Origin of the sequence: Suttonella indologenes (genome assembly GCF_900460215.1) — a bacterium.
GTDB classification, from domain to species: domain Bacteria; phylum Pseudomonadota; class Gammaproteobacteria; order Cardiobacteriales; family Cardiobacteriaceae; genus Suttonella; species Suttonella indologenes.
The window spans coordinates 856,724-876,503 of sequence record NZ_UHIA01000004.1 but is presented as its reverse complement, the minus strand read 5'-3'; the positions used below and the strand labels follow the sequence as shown (position 1 = coordinate 876,503).

At 50.3% G+C, this 19,780-nt stretch carries 15 protein-coding genes and 3 pseudogenes; 10 read left to right on the top strand and 8 right to left on the bottom strand.

Annotated features, from left to right (window positions below):
• Nucleotides 1–14: 14 nt before the first annotated feature.
• On the bottom strand, nucleotides 15–290 hold the full coding sequence (locus DYC63_RS08360) for a hypothetical protein (protein WP_115218803.1): 276 nt from the start codon (nucleotides 288–290) through the stop codon (nucleotides 15–17).
• Between the two features lie 110 nt (nucleotides 291–400).
• Here DYC63_RS08360 and DYC63_RS08350 point away from each other — a divergent pair.
• A pseudogene (locus DYC63_RS08350) lies at nucleotides 401–1,291 on the top strand (IS256 family transposase, variant Zn-binding type); the annotation flags it as partial.
• A 260-nt stretch (nucleotides 1,292–1,551) separates the two neighbouring features.
• Here the strand turns inward: DYC63_RS08350 and putP are convergent.
• The 4 genes and pseudogenes from putP to DYC63_RS08330 form a co-directional block, all read right to left on the bottom strand.
• Nucleotides 1,552–3,072 (bottom strand): sodium/proline symporter PutP, encoded by a 1,521-nt coding sequence (putP, locus tag DYC63_RS08345; protein WP_115217353.1) that lies wholly within the window; start codon nucleotides 3,070–3,072, stop codon nucleotides 1,552–1,554.
• A 263-nt stretch (nucleotides 3,073–3,335) separates the two neighbouring features.
• Nucleotides 3,336–3,716, bottom strand: a pseudogene (locus DYC63_RS08340) (amino acid ABC transporter ATP-binding protein); the annotation flags it as partial.
• A gap of 143 nt (nucleotides 3,717–3,859) precedes the next feature.
• On the bottom strand, nucleotides 3,860–4,396 hold the full coding sequence (locus DYC63_RS08335) for a GDYXXLXY domain-containing protein (RefSeq protein ID WP_115218799.1): 537 nt from the start codon (nucleotides 4,394–4,396) through the stop codon (nucleotides 3,860–3,862).
• Entirely contained in the window at nucleotides 4,393–5,640 is a 1,248-nt protein-coding gene (locus DYC63_RS08330; RefSeq protein ID WP_115218798.1) for a DUF2157 domain-containing protein, read from the bottom strand. Before DYC63_RS08330 ends, DYC63_RS08335 begins: the two co-directional genes overlap by 4 nt.
• 281 nt (nucleotides 5,641–5,921) lie before the next feature.
• On the opposite strand from DYC63_RS08330, the gene rsxA reads away from it, so the two are divergent.
• The 9 genes from rsxA to DYC63_RS08285 all read left to right on the top strand — a co-directional run bounded on the left by rsxA (nucleotide 5,922) and on the right by DYC63_RS08285 (nucleotide 15,986).
• Complete coding sequence (gene rsxA, locus DYC63_RS08325; RefSeq protein ID WP_115218797.1) at nucleotides 5,922–6,497, top strand: electron transport complex subunit RsxA; 576 nt, start codon at nucleotides 5,922–5,924, stop codon at nucleotides 6,495–6,497.
• Nucleotides 6,494–7,054: an electron transport complex subunit RsxB gene (gene rsxB / locus DYC63_RS08320; protein WP_115218796.1), complete on the top strand. Its 561-nt coding sequence runs from the start codon at nucleotides 6,494–6,496 to the stop codon at nucleotides 7,052–7,054. Before rsxA ends, rsxB begins: the two co-directional genes overlap by 4 nt.
• Complete coding sequence (gene rsxC, locus DYC63_RS08315) at nucleotides 7,041–9,494, top strand: electron transport complex subunit RsxC (RefSeq protein WP_172459465.1); 2,454 nt, start codon at nucleotides 7,041–7,043, stop codon at nucleotides 9,492–9,494. The genes rsxB and rsxC overlap by 14 nt, the downstream gene beginning before the upstream one ends.
• Nucleotides 9,491–10,450 (top strand): RnfABCDGE type electron transport complex subunit D, encoded by a 960-nt coding sequence (locus DYC63_RS08310; RefSeq protein ID WP_115218794.1) that lies wholly within the window; start codon nucleotides 9,491–9,493, stop codon nucleotides 10,448–10,450. The genes rsxC and DYC63_RS08310 overlap by 4 nt, the downstream gene beginning before the upstream one ends.
• Entirely contained in the window at nucleotides 10,450–11,049 is a 600-nt protein-coding gene (locus DYC63_RS08305) for an RnfABCDGE type electron transport complex subunit G (protein ID WP_115218793.1), read from the top strand. The genes DYC63_RS08310 and DYC63_RS08305 overlap by 1 nt, the downstream gene beginning before the upstream one ends.
• Complete coding sequence (locus DYC63_RS08300; protein WP_115218792.1) at nucleotides 11,039–11,689, top strand: electron transport complex subunit E; 651 nt, start codon at nucleotides 11,039–11,041, stop codon at nucleotides 11,687–11,689. Before DYC63_RS08305 ends, DYC63_RS08300 begins: the two co-directional genes overlap by 11 nt.
• An 11-nt stretch (nucleotides 11,690–11,700) precedes the next feature.
• The gene (locus DYC63_RS08295) at nucleotides 11,701–12,474 is read left to right on the top strand and encodes an NERD domain-containing protein (protein WP_115218791.1); all 774 of its coding nucleotides are present in this window, start codon (nucleotides 11,701–11,703) and stop codon (nucleotides 12,472–12,474) included.
• Nucleotides 12,475–12,516: 42 nt separating this feature from the next.
• Nucleotides 12,517–14,106, top strand: a complete 1,590-nt coding sequence (locus DYC63_RS08290) for a peptide chain release factor 3 (protein ID WP_115218790.1) — start codon at nucleotides 12,517–12,519, stop codon at nucleotides 14,104–14,106.
• 62 nt (nucleotides 14,107–14,168) lie between these two features.
• A complete protein-coding gene (locus tag DYC63_RS08285; protein WP_115218789.1) occupies nucleotides 14,169–15,986 on the top strand; it encodes a 3'-5' exonuclease in 1,818 nt (605 codons plus the stop codon).
• Nucleotides 15,987–16,199: 213 nt separating this feature from the next.
• Here DYC63_RS08285 and DYC63_RS13810 read toward each other — a convergent pair.
• The 3 genes and pseudogenes from DYC63_RS13810 to DYC63_RS08275 form a co-directional block, all read right to left on the bottom strand.
• Nucleotides 16,200–16,310 (bottom strand): annotated as a pseudogene (locus tag DYC63_RS13810) (IS30 family transposase); the annotation flags it as partial.
• Between the two features lie 11 nt (nucleotides 16,311–16,321).
• Nucleotides 16,322–17,545 carry an HlyD family type I secretion periplasmic adaptor subunit gene (locus DYC63_RS08280; RefSeq protein ID WP_115218788.1) on the bottom strand — a complete coding sequence of 408 codons (1,224 nt, stop codon included), beginning with the start codon at nucleotides 17,543–17,545 and terminating at the stop codon, nucleotides 16,322–16,324.
• Between the two features lie 11 nt (nucleotides 17,546–17,556).
• Nucleotides 17,557–19,764, bottom strand: coding sequence for a type I secretion system permease/ATPase (locus DYC63_RS08275; protein ID WP_115218787.1), 2,208 nt, complete (start codon nucleotides 19,762–19,764; stop codon nucleotides 17,557–17,559).
• Between the last annotated feature and the right edge of the window lie 16 nt (nucleotides 19,765–19,780).

The following is a 19,780-nucleotide window of genomic DNA, read 5'->3' as shown; positions in this document are numbered from 1 at the left end:
GCCCCTAAATTTATTCAAGACTTAGCAAAAAATTTCCACTTAAAGCCGCGCTTGTTTTTTATAGAGTTATTAATAACATCAATATGCTTCTGTACCAAATCTTGGCGAAGAACTTCCAGATGTTTTTCAATAATATCTTCTGCTGAGATAGCGACATCATTTAAAAAGGTCTTTTTCTGCAGCATCAGCTGTTCGTTAAATTCCGAAAATGACCTTACAAGCATATCAAAATCTTGTGTCATGATGTCAACAGCATGCGTGAGCTTTTCAAGCTGTTTTTCAAGCCCCATTATGGCGTATAAGGGGAAAGGGACATTTTAGGTGCTAAAAAGTTTGAAAAACCTTATTCTGTAAGGCTTTTAGCGAGGTCAAAAGCTTTGAACACAAAAAATGCTTTTTCTGTGGCTCAAAACAGGTCAAAAAAGACGGCAGACAAAATCATCAGCAACGATACAAATGCCGGCAATGCGGTAAGCGTTTTAGCAGCAAAAAGCGTCTTAACCCTCAAGAGTTGTGGACACTTTATAGTAGCGGCAAACAAAGCATGCAAGAGCTCGCCCAACGTTTTTCCTGCAACCGTAAAACCATTGCTAGACATCTCAAACAAGCCCGACTTAGGGAACCTGAACAACGGCATTTTTCATCAGTCAATATCATCATGGATACTACCTACTTTGGACGTAAATTTGGTGTGATGGTGCTGTATGACAGCATCAGCCGACAAGCCTTATCGGTCAGCGAGGTTAAATCAGAAAGCAATGCATTGTATCGACAAGCCATACGAGAGCTACAAGAAAAAGGAATACATATTCAGAGTATTATCTGCGATGGAAGAAGAGGATTAACCTCATTATTTCCCGATATTCCCATACAGCTTTGTCAATTCCACCAAGTCAAAACCATTAACCGTTATCTGACAAGAAAACCTCAAACAGCAGCGGCAGTAGATTTAAAACAACTTGCCTTAAGCCTAAAAAACAGCAGCAAAGCGGCATTTGAAGAGCATTTGAATAACTGGCATAAGCAGCATAAAGACTTTCTCAACGAACGTAGCTCAAATCCCGAAACAGGTAAATCACACTATAGGCACAAACGTTTAAGAAGTGCTTATAACAGTCTGAGGCGCAATCTGCATTGGCTTTTTACCTTTGAAGATTATCCGGAGTTAAACCTGCCAAAAACCACCAATTTGCTTGAAGGAAAATTTGGTGATCTGAAAAGACTTTTAGCTTGTCATTGCGGCATGGGAAAGGACAATAAGGTTAAGTTTATAAAAGATTATTTTGCTTAAAAAACGCTAGATAGCACCTATTTTGTCCCTTAGGGCTAAAGAACTCGAAAACAGCACCTAAAATGTCCCTTTGCTCGAAAATTAGTACAAGGCGGCGAACCGCAGATAGTGCAAGCGCGTACGGCAAGATGAGCCAAATCCGTAATACTTTCTCAATTTTTCGACTATATGTTAAGGCGCTCTTATCAATTAGTTACAAAGCCGATTAAGATTGTAGGAAAGGACATTCATCGTCTTTTCATTTCATAATCGGCTATCTCTCAATGTATTGCGCGATAATCCGCATCTGCTTTTTCGAATTTTTCCACCACTTCGCGCTCAGGCGTTTTGCTCAATAAGGATACGGCAACCACCGCCAAGCCGCACAAAATAAATCCGGGCACGATTTCATACATGGTCGGCAAACCCGCTTTGCTCAATGCCGGATTCACTTTTTCCGCCCATAGCACCACCACGACTGCGCCGCTAATCATGCCGGCCAAAGCGCCTGAAGCCGTCATGCGCTTCCACATCACCGATAAAATCACCACCGGTCCGAAGGCTGCGCCGAAGCCCGCCCAAGCATAGGACACCAAGCCCAGCACTTTGCTGTCGGGATTACCGGCAATCAAAATGGCAATAATCGCCACCGCCAATACCATAATCCGCCCTACCCAGACCAATTCGTTTTGCGCAGCATTCGGGCGCAGAAAGCCTTTGTAAAAATCTTCGGTAATGGCGCTGGAACAGACCAAGAGCTGGCAAGACAGCGTAGACATCACCGCTGCCAAAATCGCACTCAAAATGACGCCGGCAATCCAAGGGTTAAACAATAAGGTTGCCAAAGCAATGAAAATGCGTTCGTCATTACCGCCTAATGCTCCTATTTCTTCGGGATGACCGCCGAAATAAGCAATGCCGAAATAACCGGCCGCCACCGCACCGCCCAAGCAGACAATCATCCACGTCATACCGATGCGGCGTGCACTATTAAGCGATTTCACATTTTCCGCCGCCATAAAGCGCGCCAAAATATGCGGTTGTCCGAAATAGCCTAAACCCCAAGCGGCGGTAGAAATAATGCCTAAGAAGGTCGTACCGGCAAACAGGCTGCTGTATTCTTTGCCGGTATTGGCAGCCACAGCCTGCACCGCCGCGCTCATTTCCGCCGCACCGCCCAAGCTGAGATAGACCATAATCGGCGTTAAAATTAGGGCAAAGAGCATCAGCGTCGCCTGTACGGTATCCGTCCAGCTCACCGCCAAAAAGCCGCCGATAAAAGTATAGGCAATCGTTGCACCGGCACCTAACCACAAAGCGGTGTTGTAACTCATGCCTTCAAACAGACTTTGGAATAAACGCGCCCCCGCCACAATACCTGAAGCACAGTAAATCGTGAAGAAAAACAGAATAATCACGGCGGAAATGACTTTCATTGCCTGCCCTTTGGCACCGAAACGGTGATAAAAATAATCGGGCAAGGTCAAGGCATTATTAGCGTATTCGGTATGCACGCGCAAACGTCCCGAGACAAAGAGCCAGTTCAGCCAAGCGCCGATTGTCAAGCCGATGGCAATCCAGGCCTCGCTCAAACCGCTGGCATAAATCGCACCGGGCAGCCCCATCAGCAGCCAACCCGACATATCGGAGGCGCCGGCGGACATCGCCGTCACATAAGGCCCGAGACTGCGCCCGCCCAAAATATAATCGTCAAAATTGCGTGTGGAAAAATAAGCCGCCAAACCAATCAGCAGCACGGCAATCAAATAAATGCCGAAGGTAATATACATCGGATTATTCATACAAACTCCTCAAGGTGGCACCGCTGAATGCGGTTTTTCTAACATATCGATTAAAACAATGTGTCAAATTGACACGCAAGGATTATTATAGATTTACCTTATTTTGTAAACTGTTACATTGAGTGATTGTAAATTATTTTATTTATACGGTATTTCATCAAAATCAATTGTTTTCAAGCTTGAGGAACAAGCCCTTAGAAAAATTAGCATTATCATTCCATATCAAAGCAAAAGCACAAAAAGCAAAGCCCCTAAGGGCTTTTTTAATGACAGATTTTCTGCAAGAAACTGCGCGTGCGCTCATGCTGCGGATTTGCCAGCAAGTCTTTCGGCGCGCCCTGCTCGACCACCAAACCTTTATCCATGACCAGCATCACATCCGCCACTTCCAAGGCAAATTGCACTTCATGCGTTACCACCACCATTGTCCAGCCGTCGGCAGCAAGCGCTTTCATACTGTCTAAAACGTCTTGTACCAATTCGGGATCAAGGGCGGAAGTCGGTTCGTCAAACAGCAATAATTCGGGACGAATCGCCAAAGCCCGTGCAATGCCGACGCGCTGCTGCTGTCCGCCCGAGAGTTGATAAGGATACAAATCCGCCTTATCTGCCAAACCGACTTTACCGAGCAATGCCAAACCTTCGCCAAGGCTGCCGCCGTGAATATGCGTTTAAACATCGCAATGTCCTCCTAAAAAAGAAAGGCGCATTGTAGGCAAAGACAAGTGTCGGGATGAGAGCAAAAAGTTATAAGCTTATAGCTTTTAGGCGGAGAACCTCTGCCGCCCTAGGGCTGCGCCGCTGCCGGCAAAATCAAACGCTCCACCGCATAGCGTCCGCGATAAACAGCCACCTGCAAAAAGGTTTGCTCGGGATGTTCGCGTGCGGCAACTTCCATCGGCAAAGCTTCGTTTTCATTGGCATAATAGCGTTTAAAAGGCAGGCTGAAATGCAATGTTTTGCCTGTGCAGTAACCATCGTTAATCCTGACATAATCGTCGCCCTGCGGCGGATGACGCGATACAAAATCAATCTCCGCCAAACCTTGTGCATTCTGCTTCAGACGGGCATACAATTTGCCGCTCACGACCTGATAATCTTCCGTTTGGCAGACATCATTGGCGATTTCCTTGCCGCTGTCGGCGGCAAAATTCAGCGCCACATACTGACCGCGAAAATAATCGCGCGGATCAATCGGCTCGGTTTGAAAGAGAAAATGCCTGCCCTTGCTTTGCGCCTCATAATGCCCCCAAATCACATAAGCCAGCGCAAGGCTTTGCAATATAAAAGCGGCGATTAAACCGTAAAAATAGCCTTTTTTCATGCTGCTTTCCTTTTCTTCATCAAGAAGAGATTGGCGAAAAGTAAAATCAAACCGATGATAATAAACACAACACCGCGCAGCATAAAGCTATACACTTCGTCAAAAAATGCAGCAGCCAAAGCATTGCAGAGCAACAGCAAAGCGGCATTGAATTTCAGCCAACGCTGCTGTCGTTCCGCCACTATCGCCAAGCATAGTCCCAAGGTAAAGCTCATCAACAAAAAACCTTTATTTGCCAAAGTATTGGTCATCAAATCGGACGTCTGCAACCAATAATTGGCAAACAGCATCAGCGGCAATAAAGCGGCAAAAGCGGCCTGCTCAAAGCGCAAGCGCTTTTGCACGGCCAAAACGACTGCGACGACTGCCAAGCCCGCAGCAAGATAGACAAAAATCGCCACCCAAATCGGTATTCCCCACAAGAAATTATTAGTAAACAACCCTCTATCATCCCAAGCGGATAACAAAGCCAAGAGCAAAATGCCCGCAGCGCCGATGCTCGCCAAAGGATTGCGGGCATAATCCTGCCCGCAGAAAACGCGCCCTAAGACATAATACAGCGGCACCGCCACATAGACCGCCTGCCAAGCCACCTCATCCATATAATCAAACAAAAGCCGCATCAGTAGCAAGAAAGCGAATAAAGCGACAAACCATGCCAAGACACTGCCGCGCTGCCGCCACAGCAGAATGCCGCTCGCCGCCGCCAGCAGCCAATCCGTCGGCATTAAGATATTTTGGAACAATAAGCCCGCGACAAATAAAATAAAAGCACAAGCGCTGCTTTGCGCGGGATAAAGCAATGCCACCGGCAACAGCAGGATGGCGCTATTGCGCAGCAAATCCCAGACATCGCCGCCGCTATGATAGGTCTGCCCAATCAAAGCCAAAGCGGCAATCAAAGCAAGGGCATGAAAAGCACCGGCGCCCTCTTTTGCCGCCTGCTCCTTGCCATAAGCCGCCAGCAAAGTGGCATAACTCAGTGCCAGCGGCACATAACTCAACACCGCACGCACAGGACGCGACAAATCCGCCCAATTATGCGCCAAAAGCAAAATAATCCCACCGCCTACCAAAGCGGCGGCTAAAACAAACAGCAAAACCTGCCAAAAACGGGTGCTTGCCGCCTGATAGCGGCTTAATATCTGCGCGCTTTGCTGCTCGCTAATCAGCGCCTCTTGCTCCGCCTGCTGCAAAACAAGCTGCAAAAAGCGGTAATATCTGGGGGCAATCGCTTCTGCCATCGCATATTCCTTGATTCAGTAATAGAAGAAATTTATCTGGCGCGATTATAACCAAAGCCAATCGCGACAGAGCATATTTTTCACCGCTAGGCGGAAAGCGAATCGAAACAAACCTGCAACAAGTACTCTGCTTGTACATATCGTTGCCCGACGGATAACGAATGTCTCTACTAATTAAAGCCAAAATTTCTGTATTTGCAATAATTATTCAACACCCAAGCCGCGCTAAAGCATGGCAAGGCATTTTGCGCTAAAATACGCAAAAAATCTTCGAGGCATTTGTGCAATACTACCTAACCATTATTTTCGCTACGACTTTGGTGAATAATTTTGTTTTAAGCCAATTTTTGGGACTTTGCCCCTTTATGGGCGTGTCGCGCAAATTCGACACCGCGCTGGGCATGGGGCTTGCCACCGCCTTTGTGCTGACCCTCTCCGCCTGCAGCGCCAATCTCATCGACACCTATCTTCTGCGCCCCTTCAATCTGCAATATTTGCGCACCATTTCTTTTATCGTCGCCATTGCCGTTCTAGTCGGGCTGACCGAAATGTTCATCGCTAAAACCAGCCCGCTATTGCACCGCCTGCTCGGCATCTATCTGCCGCTGATTACCACCAATTGCGCCGTGCTCGGCGTCGCCCTGCTCAATGCCAATCAAGAACACAGCCTGCTCGCCTCCGCTGTTTACGGACTGGGCGCAGCCTTAGGCTTTACCTTGGTGCTGATTCTCTTTGCCGCCATTCGCGAACACTTAGAAGCCGCGGACGTGCCGCTGCCTTTTCGCGGCACCCCTATCGCTCTGATTAGCGCCGGCATTTTGGCAATCGCCTTTATGGGCTTCGGCGGTTGGGCATGAGCATCGTCGCACTATTCCTATTGCTCGCCCTCATCGCCCTATGCGGTTTGCTGCTGGGCTATTTTGCGCAGAAATTTAAAATCGAAGGCGATCCGATTGTCGAAAAAATCGAAGCCGTTTTGCCGCAAACCCAATGCGGACAATGCGGATTCGCCGGCTGCAAACCCTATGCCCAAGCGATTGCCAAAGGCGAAGCCGACATCAACCGCTGTCCGCCCGGCGGACAAGAAGGCGTACAAAAACTCGCCGATTTGCTCGGACTCGAAGCCAAGCCCTTAGACGCCGAAGTCGGCGAAGAAAAGCCGCCGCAAGTCGCCTTTATCGTCGAAGACTGGTGCATCGGCTGCACCAAATGCATCAAAGCCTGCCCCGTCGATGCCATTATCGGCAGCAATCAAAAAATGCACACCATCATTGCCGACGAATGCACAGGCTGCGAACTCTGCGTAGACCCCTGTCCTGTGAACTGCATTGTGATGAAACCGCGCGATGCGACTTTATGGCAATGGACGCAGCCGCAAGACGGCAACACAGGAGCAGACCATGAAAATCCTTGATTGGCTGTTGGGCGGCCGCCCTGAACAACACGGCTTTCACGGCGGATTGCACCTGCCGGCACATAAAGCCATGTCCACGCAGCAGCCGGCACAAATCCACCCGCTTGAACCACGTTACATACTCAGCCTGCGCCAACGCGACGGCAACTGGCTGGAACCGCTCTGCCACATCGGCGACGCCGTCCTTAAAGGACAAGCCATTGCCCAAGCCTCGACACCGGCAGGGCTGATGCTGCACGCCCCGACTTCCGGCATCATTGCCGACATCGCACCGCAGCCAGATATACACCGCAGTGGCGAAGCCGCTCTTAGCATCATCATCGAAGCGGACGGCAAAGACCAAGCTGCCGCCCCGCTGCCGCCGCTGGATGAAAACACCCCGCCCCATCTCTTGCGCGAACGCATAGCCTTCTGCGGCATCGCCGGACTGGGCGGCGCCGGCTTTCCCACCGCCCGCAAACTGGCGAACCAAGCCAACATCCTGCTCATCAACGCCGCCGAATGCGAACCCTATATCAGCTGCGACGACATGCAAATCCGCGAACACGCGGCGGCTATTGTGCGCGGCGCGCAATTAAGCGCCTACATCGTCCATGCCCAAGAAATCGTCTTCGGTATTGAAGACGACAAACCGCAGGCGATTGCCGCCTTAAAACAAGCGATTGAAAACAGCGACGATACGCGCATCAAGCTCAGCGTCGTGCCGGTGCGCTACCCCTCGGGCAACTCGCGCCAATTGATCGAACTCACCCTCAAGCGCCGCCTGCCCGCCGACGCCCATGCCGCCGATGCCGGCATCATCTGCCACAATAGCGCCACCATGAAAGCCGTACATGACGCCTTATTGCTCGGCATCCCCCTCATCGAACGCTACCTCAGCATCACAGGCGAAGGCATCATGCAGCCGCAGAACCGCATTGTCCGCCTCGGCACCCCCATCGCCGCCTTAATCGCCGCCGCAGGCGGACAAAAAGCCGGCACTCGCCTGCTTATCGGCGGACCGATGATGGGCGAACCGCAGCATTCTCAAGCCGCCGGCATCGGCAAAACCACCAATTGCCTGCTGCTACTGCCCATGCCAAGCGAGCAAGCCGCCACCGACTGTATCCGCTGTGCACGCTGCTCCGATGCCTGCCCAATCAGCCTCATGCCGCAGCAACTCTACTGGTACAGCCGCAATCTGGAAGAGAAAAAACTCAATCAATACCGCCTCTTCGACTGCATCGAATGCGGCATCTGCGCCAGCGTCTGTCCGGCACACATCCCGCTGGTGCAATACTACCGCGACAGCAAAAGCGCCCTGCGCAGCGCCGCCCGCGACAAAGCCGCCGCCGAACGCGCCAAAGCCCGCCATGAAGCCCGCGAAGCCCGCCTAGAGCGCGAAGCCGCCGAACGCCAAGCCAAAATGCAGGCCAAGCGCGAAGCCCTGCAACAGCGCAGCCAAGGCGGCGACAAGCAAGCCAATCAAGCCATCGCAGAAGCGGCGCAAGCCGCCAAACGCGAAGCCCATGCCGCCAATGCGCAAAGACATCTCGGCAATTTCGACCCCACCACCGGTACGCGCAGTATGCCCAACCCTGCGCAAACAGGACTCGCCCCGCAAGCCCTCAGCCCTGAAGACAGCGGCAAACAAAGCGCCATTGAAGCGGCAAAAGCCAGAGCTGCCGCCAAGCGCGCGGCAAGACAGCAGCAACTCAGCCCCGAAGAACAAGCCGCTGCGGAAAAACAAACCAAAATAGCCGCCGCACTTGCCAAAGCCGAAGCACGCCGCGCCCAAAGACAGGCGGAAAACAGTGAAAACAGCATAAAAAACAATAAAGAAGAAAAACACATAGCGAACAAACAGGCAGCAATCGAAGCCGCCAAAGCCAGAGCCGCCGCCAAACGTGCGGCAAGACAAGAAGCGGCGGCAGAAAATACCGCTGCACACAGCGAGCCTAATGTCGTCGCAGAACGCGAAGCCAAACTCGCCGCCGCGCGTGCCAAAGCCGAAGCCAGAAAAGCGGTAAGGCAACATGAAGCAAGTAGCAACAGCGGCGCTGATGAAAATACCGCTGCACACAGCGAGCCCAATGCTATCGTAGAACGTGAAGCCAAACTCGCTGCCGCGCGTGCCAAAGCCGAAGCCAGAAAAGCGGCAAGACAACACGAGGCAAGTAGCAACAGCGGCGCTGATGAAAATACCACTACACACAGCGAGCCCAATGCTATCGAAGAACGCGAAGCCAAACTCGCCGCCGCGCGCGCCAAAGCCGAAACCAGAAAAGCGGCAAGGCAACACGAGGCAAGTACCGACAACAACGCTGATGAAAGCACCGCTGCACACAGCGAGCCCGACGCCACCGCAGAACGTGAAGCCAAACTCGCTGCCGCGCGTGCCAAAGCCGAAGCGCGCAAACAAGCCAGACAAGCACAACGCAACTCAGGAGAACCCTCATGATTCGCCGCTCTCAATCTATTGGCGTGCCCTATTTCCACGTCGCGCCCTCCAGCGCGCGCATCATGTGGTCAGTCATTGCGGCGCTGCTGCCGGGAATTGCCGTACAAATCTATCTTGAAGGCAGCCGCTGGTTGGGATTGCTTGGCATTGCCCTGATGAGCGCTTGGCTGCTCGAAGGCAGTTTGCTTGCCCTGCGCGGCAGAACAGGAAAGCAAATCCTATTCGCACTCAAAGACGGCAGCGCCATGCTGACCACCCTCCTGCTTGCGCTCTGCCTGCCGGTACTGGTGCCTGCTTGGCTTGTCATCCTCGGCTGCGCTTTCGCCCTGATTTGCGGCAAACACGTCTATGGCGGACTGGGCATGAATCCCTTTAATCCCGCCATGGTCGGCTATTGTTTTTTGCTGGTCAGCTTCCCTGCCATCATGGGGCAGCACAGCGCAGAAAGCCTAGATTTTTTCAGCCTATTCAACTCGGTAGATGCCCGCACCGCCGCCACGCTGCTCGACAGTAGCCGCCAAGCGCGCATTGCCGACACCGCGGTGAGTCAAATCAGCGCGACTTACCTGCCTAGTCTGATGCAGGCCGCCGCTTGGAGCTTGGGCGGCATATGGCTGGCATGGAAAAAATACCTTGATTGGAAAATCAGCGCGGCGGTATTAATTTCCGCCTTCATTACCGCCGGACTATTCTGGCTGTACGACAGCCATGCCTATCTCAATCCGCTGCAACAGCTTTTCTCGGGTGCACTGATTTTCGGCGCCTTTTTCATCGCCACCGACCCGATTACCGCCGCCACTACGCCGCTCGGACGCCTGCTCTACGCCCTACTCATCGGCATACTCTGCATCGCCATCCGCAACCTCGGCAATTTCCCCGACGGCTTCGCCTTTGCCGTCTTGCTGGCAAATGCCGCCGTAGCGATTTTAGACAACCTCAGCCCCAAATACCGCTAATGCTGCTCTTAAATACCGACTCCCGCCGCGCCATGTTCCGCCTCAGCAGCTTTGCCGCCGTCTGCATCAGCCTGCTCTCTCTCGCCTATCTCACCTTTAGCGGACGCATTGCCGCGCAAAAAGAACAACACCTGCTCGGCACCTTTGCCGAAATCTACACGGCGCAGCCCCTCAATGCCGATCTGTTGCATAATGTCCAAAGTCTCAACCTCGGCGGCATTCCCGTTACCCTCTATCAAGCCAAAGACGGCGAGCGCCTGTTGGCAAACTTCATCAGCACCTACACTCTCAAAGGCTACAACGGCTATATCGGCGTGCTGATCGGTATCGCTCCGGACAATCGCCAACTGCTGGGCGTCCGCGTCTTAAACCATAAAGAAACCCCCGGACTGGGCGATAAAATCGAACGCCGCGTCAGCGCATGGATCGAAGATTTCCGCGGACACAGCCTGCAAAGCCGCCGCTTTCAAGTCAAAAAAGACGGCGGCGATTTCGATGCCTTTACCGGCGCGACCATCACCCCGCGCGCCGTCACCGAATTAGTCGGCAAAACCCTGCAAGACTGGCAAGACCATCAGGAGAATCATCATGGACGCTGAAAGCCGCAAACTGCTGAAAAACGGACTCTGGGACAATAACCCCGCATTGGTGCAAATCCTCGGACTCTGCCCCCTGCTCGCCGTTTCCAACACCTTCATCAATGCGCTGGGGCTCGGCATCGCCACCATTTTCGTACTAACTCTATCCAACAGCCTCGTCTCGCTTACGCGCGGCTTTTTGCGCAATGAAATCCGCATTCCCGTCTTTGTGCTACTGATTGCCAGCGCCGTTACCCTCTGCGAAATCCTGATTCAAGCCTTTGCCTATCCGCTCTATCAAAGTCTGGGCATCTACCTTTCCCTAATTGTTACCAACTGCGTGATTATCGCGCGCGCCGAAGCCTATGCCGTGAAAAACACCGTCAAATACGCCGCCCTTGACGGACTCTTTATGGGCATCGGCTTTGCCCTTATCCTGCTGCTGCTCGGCGCCATTCGCGAAATCCTCGCCCAAGGCACCTTGTTTAGCGGCGCGCATCTTATTTTCGGCGATGACGCGGCAGACTGGCGCATTCAAGTCATTAAAATAGACAACGGCATGATACTCGCCGCCCTGCCTGCCGGCGCCTTTATCTGCTACGGTTTTTTAGTCGCCGGCAAACAAGCGGCGGATAATTTATTAAAAAACAAAAAAGATTAAAGCATATTTTCATGGAAATATTATTCATCGTTTTACTTATCGTCATTATCTGCTTAGCGCTACTGTTCAGCGCCACATCAGGTACGGAAGAAAAGAAAAAAATCCATGCGCAAGAAAAAGGCAGATTAGGCGAAAGACGCGTACAGGGCATTCATGACTGGAATTTAGGCGCTGATTATCATGATTTTGATGATGTTTTACTAAAACTGCCAAACGGCGAAAGCACGCAAATCGATCACATCGTCATTTCCATATACGGCGTATTTGTCGTGGAAACCAAAAACAAATCAGGCTGGATATTTGCCCAAGAACGAGAAAGACAATGGACGCAAACCTTTCCTAATGGAAAAAAATACCGCTTTCAAAATCCGCTGCATCAAAATTACAAACATTGTCAGGCGATTGCCGATCTCTTAGCCATTCCGAGAGAAAAAATCCATTCTGCCGTTGTTTTTATCGGAGATGCGGAATTCAAAACGGATATTCCAAATCAAGTTTATTGCGGCAAATCCGCTTATGCCGCCTTATACGAACAGAAAAAAGAAATTCTATTCGAAGAAAAGGAAATTCCGTCCTTAATTGCCCGCTTGCAACATGCCAGATTAGAAAATAACGCAGACAATCTGCAACAACATATCGAGCAATTACACCGCACGCCTCGCTGCCCGAAATGCGGCGCAAAAATGCTGGAAATAACCGCGAAAAAAGGAGAATTTACCGGTCAGTATTTTTACGGCTGCTCGCGTTTTCCGCACTGCCGCCACACACAGCCAATAAGCCAATAATATGTTAAAATCCGCGCCTTTCTAATCTTGAACACATGATTTATGAGCGAATTACTTTCTAATGACTGGCGCGACCGCCGCACTTTTGCCATTATCAGCCACCCTGATGCCGGCAAAACCACGCTAACCGAAAAATTGCTGCTTTTTGGCGGCGCCATTCAGATGGCTGGCACTGTTAAAGGACGCAAAGCCGCGCGCCACGCCACTTCCGACTGGATGAAAATGGAGCAGGAACGCGGTATTTCCGTAACCTCATCGGTCATGCAGTTCCCCTACAACGGCAAGGTTATCAATCTCTTGGACACACCGGGGCATGAAGATTTTTCGGAAGATACCTACCGCACCTTAACCGCCGTGGACAGCGCCTTGATGGTCATCGACTGCGCCAAAGGCGTTGAAGAACGCACGATTAAACTCATGGAAGTCTGCCGCCTGCGCGATACGCCGATTTTTACCTTTATAAACAAGCTCGACCGCGAAGGGCGCGATCCCATGGAATTGATGGACGAAGTGGAAAGCGTGCTGAAAATCCGTTGCGCACCGGTAACTTGGCCGATCGGTATGGGGCGCAATTTAAAAGGCGTTTACCATTTGCTGCGCGACACCGTCTATTTTTACGAGCCGGGCAAAGGCGCGCTAATTAATAACGGCGAAGAAGTACAGGGATTGGACAATCCGCGCCTTGATGAATTATTGCCGGAGATGATTGATGATTTTCGCGCGGAAGTCGAATTACTGCGCGAAGCCAGCAATCCCTTTGAGCGCGAAGCCTATCTCAAAGGCGAACTGACGCCGGTATATTTCGGCTCTGCAATTAGCAATTTCGGCGTCAACGAAATGCTCAGCGATTTTGCCGACTATGCTCCCTCGCCTTTGCCGCATCAGGCAACCTCGCGCGCCGTGCAGCCCGAAGAGGCGAAATTTACCGGTTTTGTGTTTAAAATTCAAGCAAATATGGATCCCAAACACCGCGACCGCATTGCTTTTATGCGCATCAATTCCGGCGAATTCAGCCCCGGTATGAAATTGCGCCAAGTACGCCTTGCCCGTGATGTCAAAATCCCCGATGCGCTGACTTTTTTAGCCGCCGAACGCGATCATGCCGAAAAAGCCCTTGCCGGCGACATCATCGGCATTCACAATCACGGCACAATCCGCATCGGCGATACCTTTACCGAGGGCGAAGATCTGCAATTCACAGGCATTCCGGATTTTGCACCCGAGCTGTTCCGCCGCGTGCGCCTCAAAGATCCGCTGAAAATGAAAGCCCTGCTCAAAGGCTTGGAACAGCTCTGCGAAGAAGGCGCAACGCAATTTTTCAAGCCCATGATCGGCAATGATTTGATTCTCGGCGCGGTAGGCGTATTGCAATTTGATGTGGTACAGCAAAGGCTGACGACCGAATATAATGTGAGCTGCCAATTTGAAGGCGTTAATGTTTCTACCGCGCGCTGGATTGAAGCGCCGAATGATAAAGCCTTAAAGCAATTCATCGATAAAAACCAAGCCAATTTGGCACACGACCACTACGGTCAATTGGTCTATGTCGCGCCCAGCCGCGTTAATTTACAACTGACGCAAGAACGTTTTCCCGATATTGTCTTTAGCGCCACACGGGATCATTTGGCGTAATAGATAGAGAAATATAGGAATATAACGATGGCTACTTTTCTCACTCCACTGAAAAAAATAAGATGACTGCTGGCGAACGCCGTTTTGCTGAACTACTGCAAAAATATCTTGATGATGAATATCTGGTTTGGTACAACACCGCTTCACTAGGAAAAACACGCCGCTATCCCGATTTTTTAATTTTCCATCCACGCTACGGTCTATGGTGCTTGGAAATCAAAGACTGGTATATGGGCAACATAAAGGGAATGACTAAAGAAAACATTCGGTTGCGCGTTTCCGAGACAGAGGAAATAAATAATGCCGTCCACCCGATAGAGCAGGCACGCACCTCTTGCCTGCCTTTTGTCGACCGTATGAAAAAAGACCGTTATTTGCGCCATGCACACGGGCAATATCAAGGTAAATTACTGTTTCCCTGGGGCTATGGTGCCGTAATGAGCAACTGGCAGCGCGACAAAATCCGGGAAGAGGCGCGGGAACAACTGGAAAACTGCTTCCCTCCCGCATTAACTTGGTACAAAGAAGACCTGATAGAAGGCGGCCTAACGCAAGATGCCTTCCTGAGCAAATTGCACGATATGTTGCCCTATCATTTCCCCGTAGCGCTGGATACGGCGCAAATCCAGCGCATCCGCGCCCATATTTATCCGGAATTTATCATCGGCAAACAGAGCATCCTCTTCGAAAAGCAGTCCGAATATCCCGATATCGTTAAAGTGATGGATATTCGGCAGGAGCAGGTAGCACGTGATTTAGGCGGAGGACATCGCGTCATCCACGGCGTAGCCGGTTCAGGTAAGACGCTAATTCTTCAACACCGCGCGCGTAAACTGGCGGAAGAAACCCAGGGAAAACCCGTTCTGATAATCTGCTACAACATCATGCTTGCCAGTATCCTGAAATCGCGCCTAGAGGATAATCCGCGCATTGAAATCTATCATTTCCATGATTGGTGCGGCAAACTTAAAAAAGCCTACGGACTATCGATTCCTTACGGAGACTATTATCCCGATCGTCTGGCGGATGCCGTATGCCGTGCTGTAGAAGACGACACCATTCCTTCCGGACAGTATCACGGCGTACTTATTGACGAAGGCCATGATCTAACCGCTGACTGGTTGCGCACTCTCACCCGTATGCCTGACCCGGATGAAAATCACCTACTCTTGCTTTACGATGGCGCACAAACGCTCTATCCTGGACGAAATGTATCACTCTCTTCTGTTGGCGTCATGGCGCGGGGGCGTACCCGCATTTTGCGCACCAACTACCGTAACAGCGAAGAAATCCACCGCTACGCCAACCGCTTCATCCATCACTTTCTCAGCGATACCCCGCTACCGGATGAACAAAATGCGATTTTCGACTTAGATGAGAAAGAAGAATCCAATGACACAGATATAATTCCGGTGGTAGGCAGCGAAAGCAGCGGCGGACAAACGGGAATCCTTCCCGAAATGCGCCTCTGCACCGACCGCACGCAGGAAATCAATATAATCATCTCCAAAATAAAGAATTGGCATAAAGATGGTGCAGCTTGGGGAGATATCGCTGTGCTGTATTACAGTAAAAAGCAAGGAATAGAACTGGCGAACAAACTCCGCAGCGCCGGTATTCCACTGGAAAATCCGGTAACGACAGAAGAACGCACTGCATACCGCCCCACTCCCGATACCTTGCTGCTATGTACCATCCACAGCAGCAAAGGCGGCGAATTCCCTCGCGTAATCGTGAGTGGCATTAACACCTTGCCCGATATAGACGAAGAGCAGCAACAAACTTCCGCACGTCTGCTTTACGTCGGATTTACTCGTGCCCAAACCCACCTCTGCGTGACTGCCGCGCGGGAAAACACTTTTACCCGGCTTCTTTCATAACAACAAAATTCCGAGTTACAATCAAAAACCGGAGATTTTTATAAAAATTCGGTTTTGAAAGACCTAAGCAGATTAGCGGTCATGATAGGGCTGTCAATCTCTGCTTTATCGAAAATAAAAAAGGTATCGTAAGCGATACCTTTTTTATTTTCTATAATCAAGAGATTGAAAGAGTATTCGGTATTGCCTAGCCTTGCACGTCCCATTTTTCTGACTATAGTCAAAGAATTGAAAAAGTATTACGGCGTTGGCTCGCCTTGCCGTATGTTCTTGTACTGTCTGCGGCTCGCCGCCTTGTACTACTTTTTCACTTCTCCGACTATATCAATCGTGTTCTAACGTTCTCTAAACGCCTGCTTCATACGGGTAACAGGACGGGTAAGATAATCAAAGACGCTTTTCTTGCCTGTTTTAATATCTACCGTCGCCACCATGCCGGGAATAATTTCCAAGGGCTCGCCGTTTCTATCGGTCAGTTTGCTGTCATTGGTTTCCACCAATACGCGGTAGTAGGACTCGTTAGCATTCAAATTCAGCTGACTGGGACGACGATCGTCTTGCAAGGTATCGGGGCTAATCAAAGTAACAACCCCTTCCAAGCCACCATAAACGGAATAATCATAGGCACTGAGTTTGACGACCGCTTCTTGTCCCGGACGGATAAACGCCACGTCTTGCGGACGGATATAGGCTTGCACCAATAAATTTTCCCCTATCGGCACGATTTCCATAATATCTTCGCCGGCGCGGATAACTCCGCCGATGGTATTGAATTTAATATTATTGACGATACCGTCCACAGGCGAATAAATCACCGCTCTTGCCACAGGGTCGGCATTTTTCGCAACGTTTTCGCGTGCTTGTGCCAATTCTGCGGCGGTGCGTACCAAATTATCATTGGCATCGGTAGTGTATTTGTTCTGCGTTTCATTGATTTTCAAGGTAATATCGGTAGATTGCTGCTGCATACGCAGTAATTCGATCTCTGAAGATACACCGCGCTGCACCATTGCCGCCGTGCGACGGATTTGCTCGTCTAAAATCTGCTTAGATTTGTGCAGACCGCTTAAGGTTTCTTCCAAGGCTTTTTTGCGCGCCTTATAAGCAATGGTTTCGCGATTACGCAATTCTTCGCTGACATTATCGGGAAATTGCAAAGGCGTGCCGTAAGCTTCCGCCGAATAACGCGCCGTCATGGCTTCCAAATTCAGCATTTTTGCCTTGCTTTCCGCTAAAATCGCGGAATAGCGGGTATCGTCAAGGGTGACTAAGACATCGCCGCGTTTCACGGACTGCCCTTCGCGCACTTCAAGCGATTTTAAAATCCCGCCGTCAAGGCTTTGCACCATTTGCTGACGCGAACTTGGAATTACCGAACCTTGCCCGACCGTCACTTCTTCCAGCTCGCTGTTATACGCCCAGTAAATAAACACAATCATTAAACTGGTAATCAACAATACGCCAAGCCATAAACCGTAATGGGTCTCTTCCTGCATGGCGGCATTGAGGTCGTTAACGAGTTTTAAATCGCGTTTGCTCAGTTTATCTTTTCTTGCCATAGGTAATGCCTTTAGATATTTTCTTGCGGACGACGCTGTACCGGTACGTCAGCTAATTTGACGGTATTATTATGTGCTGCGGCAGGATGTTGGGCCTGCTGAGGCGGCGGTGCTTTACCGGATAATTGCGCCAAGACGGCTGCTTTCGGACCGTCCATAACAATCTGCCCCTGCTCCATCACAATGATGCGGTCAACCAAATCCAATAATTGCGGACGATGCGTGACTACTATCATCGTTTTATTGCCAATCCATTCGCGCAAAGCCGCAAGCACCTGCATTTCGGTGTTTTGATCAAGCCCGCTGGTCGGCTCGTCTAAGAGCACTACCGAAGGGTCTTTCAAAGTCAGGCGTGCCAATGCCACGATTTGTTTTTGACCGCCCGACAAACCGGCGCCGTCTTCACCGATCGGCATATCCAAGCCCATCGGATGATTTTGAATAATGCGTGCCAAGCCGAAACGCTGCAAGGCATGAATCAGGCGTTCGTCGGAGAAAAATCCGTCTGCGCGTGCCATATCGAGGTTTTCGCGCAAACTGCCTAAAAATAGGCGCGGCGATTGTCCCAGCAAGGCAACATTATGACGCAGGAAATACGGGTCAATCTGACGGATATCCACGCCGTCAAGACTAATCATGCCTTCTTGCTGCTCATACAAACCGGTTAATAATTTTAAGAGCGTAGATTTGCCGCTGCCGATACGTCCTAAAATCGCTATTTTTTCGCCGGCACGAATTTGCACCGTCACATTAGCCAAGGCTTTGCGTGTATCTTGGGCATAAGCGAATTGGCATTTATCCATGAGAATATCGCCGCGCACATGATCAAGGGTGATGTATTGGCGATCCGGACTGCGCTCAATCGGGCGTTCCGCAATGCCGTTAACGCCGCGCAAAGCCATTCTGGCTTGCTGGAAGCGCACGGCTAAGCCGGCAATTTGCGCGATCGGCGCTAAAGCACGTCCCGATAAAATCACACAAGCAATCAAAGCGCCCATCGAAATGCGATTTTCTTGCACGGGATGATTAATCAAATAGGTTCCCCACAAAACCAAACCGACGGTATTCAATTGCTGCATGGCGGTAGAGAAACTCGTTACCATCATGCTGTAATCTTTGGTTTTAATATTGGATGCTGCCGTTTTGGCGGTGTAATTGTCCCAACGTTTCTGCGCCCAAGAGAAAGCATTGTTGGCTTTTAAGGTTTCCACTCCTTCAATGGCTTCAACCGCCAGACCTTGGCGCTGTGAAGATTCACGCATCGATTCGTTAATCGAACGCGCCAAAGGAATCTGCGCAAACATACCTACAATCACGACCAAGGGCATGACCAAGGTCGGCACAATCGCCAAAGGGCCGGCAACCATATACATCACGAAGATGAAAAGGAAAAAGAAAGGCAAATCGACAAATGCCAAGAGGCTGGCGGAGGTCATAAAATCACGCACCGATTCGAAATCGCGCAGATTGTTTGCATAAGAGCCTGAAGAAACAGGCTTATCTTTCATTTTAAGCTGCAAGACGCGACGAAATAAGGCCGAGGAAATGATTAAATCCGCTTTTTTTCCCGCAATATCAGTTAAATGTCCGCGTATCAATTTGGCAATAAACTCAAAAATAATCGCCAGAACCACGCCGATGCTCAATGCCCATAAGGTTTCATAAGTCTTATTCGGAATCACGCGGTTATAGACATTCATCACATATAAGGAGCTGACCAATGCCAAAAAGTTAATCACGAAAGTCGCAATAATGACTTGATAATAATATTTGCGGAAACGGAAAATCACCCGCCAAAACCAACCTTTAGGCAAATCGTATTCCGGCAGTTCGGAACGGGTATCGGCTTCTGTTTTAGGTTTTAAATGCCAGACATAGCCCAAATATTGCTCGTCAAGTTCTTTTAAGGTTACCGTTTGATCGCCAAAACCGTTCATTTCAATCACAGCGGTTTCGCTCTGCGTATCAATGCGTTTTAATACGGCGGCTTGCTCGTCGCGCAGTAAAATGACTGCCGGCAAGGTCAGATTATGAATTTTTTTCAAAGGCGCTTGGCGTAATGAATTATCAAAGCCCTGATGTTTTAATTCTTCTGCCAAGACTTTGTAATCATAATCCCCCGCATTATCGCGCGGGGTAAGGCTTGCCAAGGTAATCGCAGATACAGGTGTACCGTGTATGCGGGTAAGTAGGCTTAAATGTTCAAGCAATGCTTGCATATAAAACTTCCTGAGA

Excerpts from the sequence above, each read along its gene's own strand:
- DYC63_RS08360 (WP_115218803.1), bottom strand. The coding sequence starts at position 290 with ATGGGGCTTGAAAAACAGCTTGAAAAGCTCACGCATGCTGTTGACATC.
- putP (WP_115217353.1), bottom strand. The coding sequence starts at position 3,072 with ATGAATAATCCGATGTATATTACCTTCGGCATTTATTTGATTGCCGTG.
- DYC63_RS08335 (WP_115218799.1), bottom strand. The coding sequence starts at position 4,396 with ATGAAAAAAGGCTATTTTTACGGTTTAATCGCCGCTTTTATATTGCAA.
- DYC63_RS08330 (WP_115218798.1), bottom strand. The coding sequence starts at position 5,640 with ATGGCAGAAGCGATTGCCCCCAGATATTACCGCTTTTTGCAGCTTGTT.
- rsxB (WP_115218796.1), top strand. The coding sequence starts at position 6,494 with ATGAGCATCGTCGCACTATTCCTATTGCTCGCCCTCATCGCCCTATGC.
- rsxC (WP_172459465.1), top strand. The coding sequence starts at position 7,041 with ATGAAAATCCTTGATTGGCTGTTGGGCGGCCGCCCTGAACAACACGGC.
- DYC63_RS08310 (WP_115218794.1), top strand. The coding sequence starts at position 9,491 with ATGATTCGCCGCTCTCAATCTATTGGCGTGCCCTATTTCCACGTCGCG.
- DYC63_RS08305 (WP_115218793.1), top strand. The coding sequence starts at position 10,450 with ATGCTGCTCTTAAATACCGACTCCCGCCGCGCCATGTTCCGCCTCAGC.
- DYC63_RS08300 (WP_115218792.1), top strand. The coding sequence starts at position 11,039 with ATGGACGCTGAAAGCCGCAAACTGCTGAAAAACGGACTCTGGGACAAT.
- DYC63_RS08295 (WP_115218791.1), top strand. The coding sequence starts at position 11,701 with ATGGAAATATTATTCATCGTTTTACTTATCGTCATTATCTGCTTAGCG.
- DYC63_RS08290 (WP_115218790.1), top strand. The coding sequence starts at position 12,517 with ATGAGCGAATTACTTTCTAATGACTGGCGCGACCGCCGCACTTTTGCC.
- DYC63_RS08285 (WP_115218789.1), top strand. The coding sequence starts at position 14,169 with ATGACTGCTGGCGAACGCCGTTTTGCTGAACTACTGCAAAAATATCTT.
- DYC63_RS08280 (WP_115218788.1), bottom strand. The coding sequence starts at position 17,545 with ATGGCAAGAAAAGATAAACTGAGCAAACGCGATTTAAAACTCGTTAAC.
- DYC63_RS08275 (WP_115218787.1), bottom strand. The coding sequence starts at position 19,764 with ATGCAAGCATTGCTTGAACATTTAAGCCTACTTACCCGCATACACGGT.